Annotated in this window: 13 protein-coding genes; 4 read left to right on the forward strand and 9 right to left on the reverse strand. The window is 70.6% G+C overall.

Going from position 1 to position 12,595, the window contains the following annotated elements:
• The first annotated feature begins 1 nt into the window (after position 1).
• From RC1_RS13005 to RC1_RS13015, 3 genes are all read left to right on the forward strand, one after another.
• Positions 2 to 481, forward strand: coding sequence for a hypothetical protein (locus RC1_RS13005; protein WP_012567872.1), 480 nt, complete (start codon positions 2 to 4; stop codon positions 479 to 481).
• 446 nt (positions 482 to 927) lie between these two features.
• Positions 928 to 1,374 (forward strand): PA2169 family four-helix-bundle protein, encoded by a 447-nt coding sequence (locus RC1_RS13010; protein WP_012567875.1) that lies wholly within the window; start codon positions 928 to 930, stop codon positions 1,372 to 1,374.
• Between the two features lie 38 nt (positions 1,375 to 1,412).
• Complete coding sequence (locus RC1_RS13015; protein ID WP_012567876.1) at positions 1,413 to 1,601, forward strand: hypothetical protein; 189 nt, start codon at positions 1,413 to 1,415, stop codon at positions 1,599 to 1,601.
• Between the two features lie 15 nt (positions 1,602 to 1,616).
• On the opposite strand, the gene RC1_RS13020 is transcribed toward RC1_RS13015, so the two are convergent.
• Positions 1,617 to 1,829: a DUF1289 domain-containing protein gene (locus RC1_RS13020; protein WP_012567877.1), complete on the reverse strand. Its 213-nt coding sequence runs from the start codon at positions 1,827 to 1,829 to the stop codon at positions 1,617 to 1,619.
• A 442-nt stretch (positions 1,830 to 2,271) separates the two neighbouring features.
• Here RC1_RS13020 and RC1_RS20200 point away from each other — a divergent pair, with 442 nt between their 5' ends.
• Positions 2,272 to 4,233: a sensor histidine kinase gene (locus tag RC1_RS20200; RefSeq protein WP_049766712.1), complete on the forward strand. Its 1,962-nt coding sequence runs from the start codon at positions 2,272 to 2,274 to the stop codon at positions 4,231 to 4,233.
• A 13-nt stretch (positions 4,234 to 4,246) separates the two neighbouring features.
• Here RC1_RS20200 and prmB read toward each other — a convergent pair whose 3' ends face one another.
• The 8 genes from prmB to RC1_RS21480 form a co-directional block, all read right to left on the reverse strand.
• Complete coding sequence (gene prmB / locus RC1_RS13030) at positions 4,247 to 5,263, reverse strand: 50S ribosomal protein L3 N(5)-glutamine methyltransferase (RefSeq protein WP_012567879.1); 1,017 nt, start codon at positions 5,261 to 5,263, stop codon at positions 4,247 to 4,249.
• Between the two features lie 89 nt (positions 5,264 to 5,352).
• Positions 5,353 to 6,516, reverse strand: coding sequence for a hypothetical protein (locus tag RC1_RS13035; RefSeq protein ID WP_012567880.1), 1,164 nt, complete (start codon positions 6,514 to 6,516; stop codon positions 5,353 to 5,355).
• Positions 6,517 to 6,585: 69 nt separating this feature from the next.
• Positions 6,586 to 7,719, reverse strand: coding sequence for a hypothetical protein (locus tag RC1_RS13040; RefSeq protein ID WP_012567881.1), 1,134 nt, complete (start codon positions 7,717 to 7,719; stop codon positions 6,586 to 6,588).
• A 127-nt stretch (positions 7,720 to 7,846) separates the two neighbouring features.
• Positions 7,847 to 8,974: an S-methyl-5-thioribose-1-phosphate isomerase gene (gene mtnA, locus RC1_RS13045; protein WP_012567882.1), complete on the reverse strand. Its 1,128-nt coding sequence runs from the start codon at positions 8,972 to 8,974 to the stop codon at positions 7,847 to 7,849.
• Positions 8,975 to 9,082: 108 nt separating this feature from the next.
• Positions 9,083 to 9,721 carry a hypothetical protein gene (locus RC1_RS13050; protein ID WP_012567883.1) on the reverse strand — a complete coding sequence of 213 codons (639 nt, stop codon included), beginning with the start codon at positions 9,719 to 9,721 and terminating at the stop codon, positions 9,083 to 9,085.
• Positions 9,722 to 9,873: 152 nt separating this feature from the next.
• Positions 9,874 to 12,027: a peptidase domain-containing ABC transporter gene (locus RC1_RS13055; RefSeq protein ID WP_012567884.1), complete on the reverse strand. Its 2,154-nt coding sequence runs from the start codon at positions 12,025 to 12,027 to the stop codon at positions 9,874 to 9,876.
• Between the two features lie 142 nt (positions 12,028 to 12,169).
• A complete protein-coding gene (locus RC1_RS21800) occupies positions 12,170 to 12,322 on the reverse strand; it encodes a hypothetical protein (RefSeq protein ID WP_184446394.1) in 153 nt (50 codons plus the stop codon).
• A 124-nt stretch (positions 12,323 to 12,446) separates the two neighbouring features.
• On the reverse strand, positions 12,447 to 12,581 hold the full coding sequence (locus RC1_RS21480; RefSeq protein ID WP_148213450.1) for a class IIb bacteriocin, lactobin A/cerein 7B family: 135 nt from the start codon (positions 12,579 to 12,581) through the stop codon (positions 12,447 to 12,449).
• Positions 12,582 to 12,595 lie beyond the last annotated feature (14 nt).

Below are 12,595 nucleotides of genomic sequence, written 5' to 3' on the forward strand. Positions count from 1 at the left end.
CGTGCGGACAACGGAGCGACCGGCGCGATCGGGCGCGGCAGGAGGGTGGGCGGCGCTGCTGGCGGCCTTGACGGCCCTGCCGCTGCTGGCCGGATGCACCTCCCGTCAGGCAGAGGAAGCGCAGGCTGCGCAGCAGATCCTGGTCGGCATGCCGGTGCAGACCCTGCTGTCCTGCGCCGGCGTCCCCGAGCGCCGCGAGCAGGTGGGCGGTACGGAGTACTTCACCTACACCTCCCTTCAGCCCGGCCGCAGCTCCGGCAGCAGCCTGGGCGTCGGGGTCGGGGGTGGCGGCGGCAATATCGGGATGGGGCTCGGCCTTGGCATTCCGCTGGGCGGGAGCGGCGGCCCGTCGGGCTGCACGGCCACCTTCACGGTCGAGAGCGGCCGGGTCAGCCGGCTGATCTACCGGGAGGATTCGGGCGACGCCGCGGCCTGTTACGCCATCGTCGAGAACTGTCTGGCGGCGGCACCCGGCCGCTGACAGGCAGCGTTTTCCCCGCCGCGGACGGGTCCGCCCGGCGCGGACCGCTTTTTCCGTGGACGGTCACCGTCCATTAGGATTTCTGACAGGTAATGGTGGCAAGCTGAGGATCGGCGGGACCGGACGGAACCCGGAGGACGTCTGGTCCGTTGCGGTCGGGCAGTCCGACCCCAGGAAAGGGACCGATCATGCCCGGCGGCGACACACCCGACTCCCGGCGTTCCCCCGGCCCGCAGCCGGGCGGAGACGCCAGCCAGGACCGACAGTCCGAACGGATCCGGCGGCAGAGCGACCGCATCCGCGAGATGGAGCGGCTGATGAAGGCCGCTGCCGCCTTCGCCCGAGGCCGCCCCCCGCGCTGACCCCGGAGGTCGCGGCACCGGCCGGCCGGAACCACGGTGCCGGTCCGGGGTTGCCAGAGGCAGGGGGTGATGCAGGGGGGCAGGATGGAACGTGACAGGATCGTCGATACGCTGAACGAGCTGATCCGGGCGGCCGAGGACAGCCATCTGGGATTCCAGCGGGCGGCCGAGAACGCGCCGGACCCTGATCTGAAGTCCCTGTTGAACGACATCGGCGCCCGCCGCGGCGCCATCGTGCGCGAGCTGCAGCGGCTTGTCGCCACCATCGGCGGCGCTCCGGAGGCCACCGGCACGCTGCTGGGCGGCGCCCAGCGGATGCTGGAGGACCTGCAGTCCGTTTTCCGCGACCGCGACGGCGGGACAATCCTGGACAGCCTCGTCCGCCGCGAAGACGGCACGCTGGAGCGGTTCCAGCAGGCGCTTGGCGCCGATCTGCCGCCGGAGGTGGCGGCCGGCGTCATGGAGCAGGCGGCGCGCATCCGCGACGACCGCGACCGCCTGACGGCCCGGCGGGCCTCGCACGCCGCCTGAGGGCGGTCATCCCCCCAGCCACCGCAGGAGAGAGAGCGATGAGCACCAACGCAGAGATCGCTGCCAGGCTGCTGCGCGATGCGGCCGAGTTCTTCCGCCATGTCGGCGACCAGAACGCGCCGATCCGACCGCAGATGGACCACAACGCCCGCGCCTTCGAGGCGGTGGCCGATCTGGTCGAGACCGATCCGACCGCCGAGTTCGAGACGGAGGGTCAGGACCGTTAGCGCGGGCCCCCGCCGTCAGCGGCGGGGCGGACGGCCGGCCCCGATCCACGCCGGGACGGAGCGGCCGGGCAGCTTTGCCAGCACCGCCCGACGTTCATCCGGCGACATGCTGCCCCACAGCGTGATCTCCTCCAGCGACCGCAGGCATCCGACGCAGAGCCGGGTTGCCGGATCCACCTTGCAGACACGGGTGCAGGGGCTGGCGACATGATCGTCCGGGTCCTGCATTCCCGCCGCCCTTCCTGCCGTCGGCCCGCCGGTCATGCCGGACTCCGGGGGGCGGGGCGGAACCGGGAAAAGGGCCGGCGCAGGGGCGGCACGCCCGGGGATCGGGCCGGCATGGGGCGGACGGACACGGGCTTCTCTTCTGATCGTGGCGCAGCAGGGAGGTAGGTCCGGCGGACCGGCCGTCCAGTGCCGGCGGATGTCCGGGGTCGGACCATTCCTGTCACGGATATCCGGCACTTAAGTGAAATTTAACGCGGCGGGAGGACCTTGGCAGGGTAGAGCAAAGGCGCACGCCATGACCCGTCGGGACCGCACCGGCACGATGCCCCCCATCCCGGTGCCCATCTCAGGACCGCACACCGCCGCCCCTTCACCCGTCCTTCCGCCACCGGACGGCCAGGGCCCGGGAGCGGAGGAGAAGGTCTGGCTCCGTCTTCCCCTGATGGTCGTCGCCGTTGGCGTCGCGGCCGCGATCCTGCTGACGGCGATCGTCCAGACGACGCTGCTGACCGACGCGCGCGACCGCCACCACATCACGGTGCATACCGCGGTCACGGATCTGCTGAACCGGATCGCCGCCGCGGATGCTGCCGCGGACGCCGCGGCCGCCCTGCTGGTCGGCGGGGCCGACGGCAGCACGCTGCCCCGCTTCGCCGGAACCCTGCTGGAGCGCCATCCGCATCTGGGTGCCTTCGCCTGGCGGCTTGCGGACGGCAGCACCGGCGTCCTGCCCGAGAGACAGGGACCGCTGCCGGACCTGCGGGCCGGGGACGGGGTGCGGCTGAGCGGCGACACGCTGGTCTTCGAGCGCACCGTCCCGGCCGACGGCGGTCCTGCCAGCGTGGCCGCCCTGGTCACGGCCCGCGAACTGTCGGACCATCCGCTGCCGGGCAGTCTGGCGTTCCGCGCCACCCTGCTGGCGCCCGGGACCGTGGCGCCGCCCGCGGGCCCGAACAGCCTGATGCTGGAACTGCCCGACCAGGGCTGGATCCTGCGGCTGGAAGCGCCGCCGGTGCCGCCGGTCTCACCCGCGATCCCGCTGGCGACGCTCTGCTTCGCGCTGGCGGTGACGGTGGCGCTGGCTGCCTACGCCCAGATGGTGCAGCGCCGGTCCCGTGCGCATGCCCGGATGTCCGCGACCCTGCGGCGCGCGAACCTGGAGCTGGAAGCCCGGATCCAGGAGCGCGACCGCGTCTCCGCGATCCTGACGGAGAGTGAGCGCAAGTACCGCGACCTCTACCAGAATGCGCTGGAAGGGATCTTCATCACCTCGCTGGAGGGGCGCTTCCTGTCCGTCAACCCGGCGATGGTGCGGATGCTGGGCTACGGGTCGGAGACGGAGCTGCTGGTCGGCCTGCTGGACATCGGTTCCCAGCTCTATGTCGATCCCGCCCGGCGGGGCGAGATGCTCCGCCAGATGCGGGAGAAGGGAACGGTGCAGGACTTCGAGGCGGAGATGCGCCGCCGGGACGGCAGCACCGTCTGGCTTTCCCTGACGGCCCGTGCCCTGCGCAACAGCGCCGGGCAGATCACCAGCTTCCAGGGCTCCTGCGAGGACGTGACCGAGCGCCGCCGGGCCGTCGAGATCATGCGCGTCGCCATGCAGCAGTCGGAAATGGCGAACCGCGCCAAGGGCGAATTCCTGGCCAACATGAGCCACGAACTGCGCACGCCCCTGAACGCCATCATCGGCTTCAGCGAGATCATCGCGGCCCAGTCCCTGGGGCCGATCGGCAATCCGGCCTATGCGGAATACGCCAGCGACATCCATGACAGCGGCCGGGTGCTGCTGGACGTGATCAACGAGATCCTGGATCTGTCCGCCATCGAGACAGGGCGGCGGGAGCTGAAGGAACGCACGGTGGATATCGGCCGCGTCGTGCGCGGCAGCCTGCGCCTGATCCGCGAGCGTGCGCTGCAGGGCGGCGTGACGCTGGAAACGGCGCTGGACGAAACCCTGCCCCTGGTCCGCGCCGACGAGACCGCGCTGAAGCAGATCCTGTCCAACCTGTTGAGCAATGCCGTGAAGTTCACCCCGCCCGGCGGCCGCATCACGGCCGGCGCCCGGGAGACGGAGGATGGCCGCATGCTGCTGACCGTGCGCGACACCGGCATCGGCATGCGGCCGGAGGATCTGGCCCATGCGATGGAGCCGTTCCGCCAGGTCGAAAAGCCGCTGACCCGGCATGCCGGCGGCGCCGGGCTCGGCCTGCCGCTGGTCAAGGCGCTGGTCGATCTGCACGGCGGCAGTTTCGAACTGGAGAGCACGCCGGATGCCGGCACACTGGCGAGCGTCTGGCTGCCGGCCGACCGGGTCCGCCGCGACACCCCGCCGGAGGCATCCCGGACCGGCGGCGGGAAGGCGGGAACCGCGACGGTGTGCGCCGCCCGGTTCCCCTTCTGACCCCCCGCCGGGATCACAGATCGTCGAGCTGCTCCCGGGTCAGCCAGAACACCTCGCCGAAGCTCTCCGCCGTCTCCAGCCAGGTGAACTCGGTGTCGGGATACTCGGCCTCCAGAATGGTGCGGCCGGTGCCGATCTCGCAGAGCAGGCCGCCCTCCTCCGTCAGATGCCTGTGCGCCTCGGCCAGGATGCGACGGACGATGTCCAGCCCGTCCTCGCCCGATCCCAGCGCCATCTGCGGCTCGTGCCGGTACTCCGGCGGCAGCTCCGCCATCGCCTCGGCCGAGACATAGGGAGGGTTGGTCAGGATCACGTCGTACCGCCGGCCCTTCAGCGGCTTGAACAGGTCGCCCTGGATCAGGCTGACCCGCTCCTCCAGCCCCGCCTCGGCCACGTTGATCCGGGCCACCTCCAGCGCCTCGGGCGAGAGGTCCACGGCGTCCACCGTGGCGTCGGGGAAGATGCCGGCGGCCAGGATGGCGAGGCAGCCCGAGCCGGTGCAGAGATCGAGCACCCGCCCCACCTCGGTGGGGTCCTCCACCAGCGTGAATCCGTCGCCGCCGAACAGGTCGGAGAACAGCAGCTCCCCGATGTAGGAGCGCGGCACGATGACCCGTTCGTCCACATGGAAGGGCACGCCCTGGATGTAGGCCCGGCCGGTCAGGTAGGGCGCCGGCTTGCGGGTGGTCACCCGCGCCTCCACGATGTCGGCCACCAGCCTGCGCTCGGCCGGGGTCAGCTTCGCGTCCAGATAGGGTTCGAGCTGGTCGATGGGAAGCTGGAGCGTCTCCAGCACCAGGAAGGCCGCCTCGTCATAGGCGGTGGTGGTGCCGTGCCCGTAGACCAGTCCCGCCGACCGGAAACGGCTGACGGCATGGCGCAGGAAGTCGCGCACCGTGACCAGTTCCGCCGCGGCGGTGGCCGCATCCACGGCCGGCAGCGGAAAGCGCCGGGCGGGTGGAACGGGCGGCGGGGCGGCAGCCGGGGTGCCTGACGAGGGGGCGGTCTTGGTACTGGACCTGGGGGGCATGGGCGGGGACCTCTCCGGCTGGGGCGGACCCCGGAGTCCTATCAGGTCCCCGTCCGGAGCACCAGCACCGGCCCCGCCCGGCGGGTGCGTCAGGAGATGGAGCGGACCTTGACGACGGACTTGCGGAGGTCCTGCACGGCGGCGGCCGGCCTCCCCCCTGACGGCAGCACCAGCGAGGCCGCGGCACTGCTGATGCCGCCACCGGCATCGGTTCCCGGAGCCGGCGTCACGTCCCAGCCGAACGGGGTCGTGATCGTGCCGCCGTACCCACCGGCGCCGGGTTCCACCGCCCAGCCGGACGGGACATGGAAGGCAGGCGGCTCGATCCGCCAGCCACCGGCGGTCCTGAAGACACGGTACCAGTCGGGTACCGTGATCGTGCCCTTCGACACGGAGGCGTCGTATGCCACCTTGAAGGGGACCGGAACGGTGAGCGTCGTCCCCGTCCCGGAGGGCAGCCTTCCAGGGAGGAAGGTGACGGCCGGGGCTGGCTTCGCCGCGAAAGTAGCGGCGGAAGTCGATGCAGCGACGGTGGTCGGCATCATGACCACGCTCTGCATGCCGGTGCTTGAGGACCTGATGATCTCGTTGCTGCCGGTCACCTCGATCCCGTGCCAGCCCAGGGCGGCGAAGGAGTCCACGGCGTCCGCCACGGCAGAGTTGGGGCCGGGGTTGACGACATCGAAGATCGGCTCCGTGAATGCCGGCCCCGAGGCCCCCCGCGCCGCCATGCAGAAGGCCATCGACAGGGTGATGAAGCCCTTGTCCGCCTTGTCGAACGGAAGCCCCGTTCCCCCGGTGAAGTGTGGCGCCGCCATCCCGTTGGCGTTCAGCCAGGCGACGAGCTTCCGCGCCGTGGTGCTGTCCACCGTCTTGCGGTCGCGGCTCCCCATCAGAAGGTTGCCCTTACCGTCGCCATGGCAGTTGATGCGGATCTTGCCCACCTGGCTCAGGTCCCCCGCCCACTTCATGTAGGTCCGGTAGACGGGCGTCGTCGTTCCCCTGTCGATATCCGCGACGGGGACGGCGACGGTCAGGTAGTTGTATCTGTCCACGTCCTTGGGCGGTGGCTTCGGCACCACGGACGTGACATCGCTGCCGAACAGGCTGGTCCTGATCGAAATGAGGCGCACCGCCCTCAGCGCGTGCTTCGTGCTCTGGTACTGGAGCTGCGGCTTGATGTCGGCGTGGAAATCGGTCCAGCCGCCAGGGCCGGTCAGGAAGACCTCCAGGAATCGGGTATAAACAGGCATGTGTCCTCCGCGACGCCGCGGCCGGGCGGGAGCCGCCCGGGGGCCGGATACCGGGGAGATGCAGGGCGGTCAGGAGATCGCCCGCACCTTGACATCGGAATGGGTGAGCGGCTGCCATTCGCCTGCGTTGACATCGGGGTTGAAGAGGATGCCACCGCCCTGGGCGTTGAGGCTGGGCGTCACCTGCCAGCCGGCCGGCGTCGCCATGCTGCCCCCGGCCCCGCCGGGGTCGCGCGTCACCAGCCAGCCGGCCGGAATGTGATAGGCCGGCGCCTGGATGTCCCAGCCGCCGGACGGGTTGTTCGTCACGTTGGCCGGATCGGGAGTCACCGTGCAGGTGGGCGGGATACGGATCCTGCCGGTGCCCGACCAGTAGGAGTATTCGACCAGGAAGCCATGCGGGACGGTGATCTGGGTGCCCGTTCCGTCCGGTCCCGCGTCCGTCTGGAAATCCATGCCCGCCGGGAAGCCGAGGGAGGTCATGGAGGGCGCGCGCACCGCCTGGTTCTGCCGGCCGCCGGTCGAGGCCGTGATCTCGTTGCTGCCGGTCACCTCCACCCCCCGCCAGCCCTGCGCCCGCAGGGCGGTGACGGCATCCGCCACCGCCGAGTTCGGGCCGGGGCTGAGGGCCCCGGAGAGAAGGCTCTGCGACGCCCCCTCGCCGGGGCCGCGCGCCGCCATGCAGAAGGCGAAGGCCAGCGTGACCAGCCCGTTCGAGGCCTTGTTGCCGAAGACCGTATCGACCAGGCCGATCGTCGGCTGCGGCAGACCGTTCGCCGCCAGCCAGGCGACGAGCTGGGCCGCGTTCGCCGCGTCCGAGGCGGCATGGGCCTGGTCATACATCAGGAAGTGGCCCTGGCCGTCGCCATGGCTGTTGATCCGGATCTTGCCGATCTGGCCCGTGTCCCCCACCCACTGCACATACTGCTGATAGGCCGGGTTCACGACGGCGCCGGCGATGTGCGCTACCGGAACCACGACGCCGACATAGCCCGAGACGTTCAGGGCCGGCGTCGGAAGCTGCGGCGTCAGCACGGCACCGCCGGGCGTCCCGGCGGCCGGCACTCCGGCGATCAGCACCTGCTGGGCCAGGCCATGGGCGGCGGTCTGATGGTTGGCCTGCTCCAGCACCTCGCCGGCGAAGTCGTACCAGCCGGACGAATGGGTCAGGAAGACGTCGAGGTAGCGGGTGTAGTCGGGCATGGGTCCTCCGCGGCAGGGGGGCGGCCGGATGCCCCCGCCGGAAGGACGCGCGGACCCGCGCCGCTGTGAACGCCCCTCTCCCGCTGCCCTTGCCCGCCGCCCCTGCCCGCGGACGCGCCCGTCCCGCTCAGGCGTCGTTGGCGACGCGCTGGCGGGCGGACCGCTCGGCCTGGTCGGGGAACAGGCCGGCCAGCCCCTCCTGGCTGGCGGCGCAGAGGCCGCGCTCGGTGATGAAGCCGGTCACCAGCCGGGCCGGGGTGACGTCGAAGCCGTAATTGGCGACGGGAGAGCCGTCGGCGACGATGCGCACCCGCTCGATGCGGCCGTCGGCGGTGCGGCCGGTGATCTCCGTCACCTCCTCGTCGCCGCGGGTCTCGATCGGGATGCCGTGGACCCCGTCCTCCAGCAGCCAGTCGATGGTGCTGCCGGGCAGGGCCACCCAGAAGGGCACGCCGGTGTCGTGCGCCGCCAGCGCCTTCAGATAGGTGCCGATCTTGTTCGCCACGTCGCCGCGGGCGGTGACGCGGTCGGTGCCGACGACCGCCAGATCCACCAGGCCGTGCTGCATCAGGTGGCCGCCGGTGTTGTCCGCCACCACCGTGTGCGGCACGCCGTGGTGCCCCAGTTCCCAGGCGGTGAGGAAGGCGCCCTGGCTGCGCGGGCGCGTCTCGTCCACCCAGACATGCACCGGAATGCCGGCATCGTGCGCCATGTAGATCGGCGCCGTGGCCGTGCCCCAGTCCACCGTGGCCAGCCAGCCGGCGTTGCAGTGGGTCAGCAGGTTGACCGGGCGGTGCGGGTTGCGCTTGTGCAGGCCGCGGATCAGCTCCATCCCGTGGCGGCCGATGGCGCGGCAGACCTCCACATCCTCCTCGGCGATGGCGGCGGCTTCGGCATAGGCGCGGCGCACCCGGTCGGCCGGGGGCGTGACGGACAGCACCTCGCGCAGGCGGGCAAGCCCCCAGCGCAGGTTCACCGCCGTGGGCCGGGTCGCCAGGAGACGGTCGTGCGCCGCCTCCACCGCCCGGTCGGTCGCATCCGCGCGCATGGCCAGCGCCATGCCGTAGGCGGCCGTGACCCCGATCAGGGGGGCGCCGCGCACCGCCATGGTGGTGATCGCCTCGGCCGCCTCCTCCAGCGAGGTCAGGCGGCGGGTGCGGAATTCGAAGGGGAGTGCCGTCTGGTCGATGATCCCGACGGACCAGCCGTCCGCGTCAACCCAGATGGTGCGGCGATGGATGCCATCGACCTTCATGCGCAGGCCCTTCCCGGCAACGGAGCAAGGGCCGCAGTTTCGGCAGGCCGGCCGCCGGGATCAAGTCCCCGCATCGGCCGGCCGGCCTGCACCGGCGCGCTGCGACGATCAGGCCCGGCGGCGGAACTGCACGTCCTGGAAACGCTGGCCGGAGCGCAGGAACATCGCCTCGACCTGATCCTCCGGCATCAGCCAGCCGCGCGGCCGGCCCGGCGTGGCCCGGGGCTCGTCGTCCTCGTCCTCGTCGTCCAGCGCGTCCAGGGCGGGACGGCGCAGGACGGCAGGCCGGGCCTTCTCCGCGGCGTGCAGCGCAGCACCGGGCCGCGGCGCCGGACGGCCGGCGGAGTGCAGGGCCGGGGCCGGGCGGGCGGGCGGCAGCACCGTGGCTGACGGGGCCAGGGCGGCGGACACCGGAGCGGCGGCGCCCAGGCCGGTGGCGCCCAGACCGGTGGCGCCGGGGGCCGCGCCATTCCCGGGAAGGTCCGCCGCGGAAACGGCGTCGTCGCGGTACTCGGGAGCACGGAACTCGGGGCCGTGGACTTCAGGGGCACGGGCTTCGGGACTGCGGCGCACGCCCATGGAGGGCGGCCGCAGATCAAGCGCCCGGATGCGCCCGATCACCTCGCTGATGCCGAGGCCGAGCTGGCGGGAGATCTCGATGGTGTTGGCGCCGCCCAGGTAAAGGGTGCGGATCAGGGCGTCGTTCGCCGGGACCGGCGGGGGGGCGTCGAGCGTTTCCGTCATCATGGTCGGGCGCGCCTCTGGCTGTGACCGTATCGCCCTTCTTTGTCACCCTTCCATGGTTAACGTCGGGTCAATGCACCGAAGAAAAATGCGGGTTGCGACGATCTTAAGTACAGGTCGGCCTTAAGTACAGGTCGGCGCTTCCGGACCGTCGGTCACGCGCACGTCATGGCGAGGGGCTCCACCGGCCTGTCCTCGGGCACGGCCTCCAGGATGCGGCCGTCCTGGAGCAGCAGCAGCCGGTCGGCGGCGGCGATGGTTTCGGGCCGGTGGGCGATGACGATGCGGGTGATGCCGAGCTGGCGGAGATGGGCGTTCACCTCCCGCTCCTTCGACACGTCCAGGTGGCTGGTGCCTTCGTCCATGAACAGGATGCGCGGGCGGCGGTAGAGGGCACGCGCGAGCAACACCCGCTGGCGCTGCCCGCCGGACAGCGCCGCCCCCATGTCGCCCACCAGGGTATTGTAGTTCATCGGCATCGCCATGATCTCCGCATCGATCCCGGCGATCGCCGCGCACTGGCGCATCCAGGCGAGATCGGGGGCGGGATCGAAGAAGGTGATGGTCTCCGCCAGCGTGCCGGACAGCAGGCTGTCGTCCTGCATCACCACCCCGACCTGCGCGCGGAAGCTGGCGGGGCCGACATGGTCCAGCGGCACCCCGTCCACCAGCACCTCCCCCGCCGTGGGCCGGAACAGGCCCAGCATCACCTTGAGCAGCGTCGTCTTGCCCCCGCCGGAAGGCCCCGTGATGGCGACGAACTCCCCCGGCGCCACCTCCAGGTCCACCCCGGCGATCACGTCGGGTTCCGTCTCGGCATAGCGGTAGGCGACGCCCTTGCAGGCGATGCAGCCCTGGAGCGGCCGGGTGATCAACGGTTCCGCGGCATCGCGCTCCAGGCCCCGCTCGCGCTCGGCCAGCGCGATGTCGCTGATGCGGTCCAGATGCAGGTCCAGCATGCGGTACTGGATGGCGGTCTCCAGCAGCTTGGTCGCCTTGTCCAGGAACTGCTGCTTGTAGGCCATGAAGGCGAACAGCATGCCGACCGTCAGGTCGCCGTCCATCGCCAGACGCGCGCCGGCATAGACGACCAGGACGTTCTCCACCCCGTAGATCAGGCCGTTCGCAAGGGTGAAGCCGATGTTCAGACGGCCGAGCCGGACGCCACGGGTGACCGTCTCGGCGAAGCGGTCATGCCAGACGCCTTCGCGCTCCGTCTCATGACCGAAGATCTTGATGGTCTGCATCGCCCGCGCGGTTTCGATGAAGCTGGTCTGCTCCTTGGCGCTTGCGGCGATCACCTCCTCCTCGCGCTGGCGCAGGAACCGGAACGCGGCGATGCGGACAGCGGCATAGAGCACCAGCGCCACCAGCACGATGCCGGCCAGCAGGGGCGAATAGAGAAAGATCACGACCAGGGTCAGGACGGCCATCACCCCGTCCACCAGGGCCGCCACCAGCCCGTCGGTGATCAGGTCCCGGATCGGCCGGGTCGAACCGAAGCGGCTGACCAGATCGCCGATGTGGCGTTTCTCGAACCAGTCCAGCGGCAGCCGGAGCATGTGGTGGAAAAGATTGACCACCATCTGGTGGTTGACGACGGATCCCAGGATCAGCAGCACCGTGGAGCGCAGCCACTGCGCCCCGAGATTGATCAGGGTGAAGAGACCGAAGCCGACGGCCAGGGCGATCATCAGGCCCCCGTCGCCCTTCATCACCGCTTCGTCCACGGCAAGCTGCATGTAGAAGGGGCTGGCCAGCACGAAGAGCTGTAGCACGACCGACAGGATCAGCGCCTGGGCCAGGGCGCGCTTCATGCCGTCCACCCGGCCGACCAGGGAGAAGAGGCCCAGCGTCGAGCGCGCCGCCTTCTTCTCGAAGCCGGTCGTGGGGGTGAGTTCCAGGGCCACGCCGGTGAAGTGCTGCGACAGCTCCGCCATGCGCATCCGCACGACGCCCTTGGCCGGGTCGTGGATGGTCACCCGGTCGCCCGTCACCGCCGCCAGCACGACGAAATGGTTCATGTCCCAGTGCAGGATGGCCGGCAGCTTGAGATCCCTGAGGTGCGCCGGCTCCAGCCGCAGCCCCCGGGGCGCCAGCCCCAGCCTCTGCCCCATCAGGGCGATGGTCTTCATCGTCGCGCCCTTGAGCGAGACGGAGAAGCGCCGGCGCAGGGCGGACAGGTCGGTGGCGTGACCATGATGGCCCAGCACCATGGCCAGGCAGGCCAGCCCGCATTCCATGGCTTCGGCCTGGAGAACCAGCGGGGTGGCCTGTCTGTACCCGAAAGCCGTGACCGCAAGACTCACGTCCGTTCTCCGCTCAATACCGTATCGGCCGGCACTCAGGCACAAGCAGAGCAGACGGCCGCCGGGGCGGCCGTCTGCCGAAGTGGATCGTCAATGTCCCTGTGGATGGACGGATGACGAGGTCCTGTTCACATCAGGACATTCACTTCATGATCTTCAGGACCGCGAGCGCCGTACCGGCGCCGGCGAAGAACCCCTTGACGAAATAGGCAGCGACAAGGGGAACCGCGCCACCGGCGACCTGATCCAGGTCATCCAGTTCGACGATCTGCACAGAGGTATTCTGCGGAGCCATGACACATCTCCCGTTTCAGTTCATGATCAGAAGGGTCAGCAGCGCCACCAGAGCGCCGGAGACCACACCGTAGACGAAGAACTTTGCAGGAAGTTCTTCGTCGTTCCGTTCCGTGATCATGGCTTCACTTGATGAGATAGTAGACGCCGACCACCAGAGCCGCCCCCAGGACGGCGCCGGACCCGAAGGCTGCGATCAGCACGAGGGGCTTGGGGCCGCCGCTCACATGATCGAGGTCGTCGAACGAGAGTTCGGTCATGACGGCCCCCTCGC

The sequence above is a fragment of the Rhodospirillum centenum SW genome, assembly GCF_000016185.1.
In the GTDB taxonomy this organism is placed as follows: Bacteria; Pseudomonadota; Alphaproteobacteria; order Azospirillales; family Azospirillaceae; genus Rhodocista; species Rhodocista centena.

Bases quoted from the DNA above. Each gene is read 5' to 3' on its own strand.
- RC1_RS13010 (WP_012567875.1), top strand. From the start codon at position 928: ATGGAACGTGACAGGATCGTCGATACGCTGAACGAGCTGATCCGGGCG.
- RC1_RS13015 (WP_012567876.1), top strand. From the start codon at position 1,413: ATGAGCACCAACGCAGAGATCGCTGCCAGGCTGCTGCGCGATGCGGCC.
- RC1_RS13020 (WP_012567877.1), bottom strand. From the start codon at position 1,829: ATGCAGGACCCGGACGATCATGTCGCCAGCCCCTGCACCCGTGTCTGC.
- RC1_RS20200 (WP_049766712.1), top strand. From the start codon at position 2,272: ATGGTCGTCGCCGTTGGCGTCGCGGCCGCGATCCTGCTGACGGCGATC.
- prmB (WP_012567879.1), bottom strand. From the start codon at position 5,263: ATGCCCCCCAGGTCCAGTACCAAGACCGCCCCCTCGTCAGGCACCCCG.
- RC1_RS13035 (WP_012567880.1), bottom strand. From the start codon at position 6,516: ATGCCTGTTTATACCCGATTCCTGGAGGTCTTCCTGACCGGCCCTGGC.
- RC1_RS13040 (WP_012567881.1), bottom strand. From the start codon at position 7,719: ATGCCCGACTACACCCGCTACCTCGACGTCTTCCTGACCCATTCGTCC.
- mtnA (WP_012567882.1), bottom strand. From the start codon at position 8,974: ATGAAGGTCGATGGCATCCATCGCCGCACCATCTGGGTTGACGCGGAC.
- RC1_RS13050 (WP_012567883.1), bottom strand. From the start codon at position 9,721: ATGATGACGGAAACGCTCGACGCCCCCCCGCCGGTCCCGGCGAACGAC.
- RC1_RS21800 (WP_184446394.1), bottom strand. From the start codon at position 12,322: ATGGCTCCGCAGAATACCTCTGTGCAGATCGTCGAACTGGATGACCTG.
- RC1_RS21480 (WP_148213450.1), bottom strand. From the start codon at position 12,581: ATGACCGAACTCTCGTTCGACGACCTCGATCATGTGAGCGGCGGCCCC.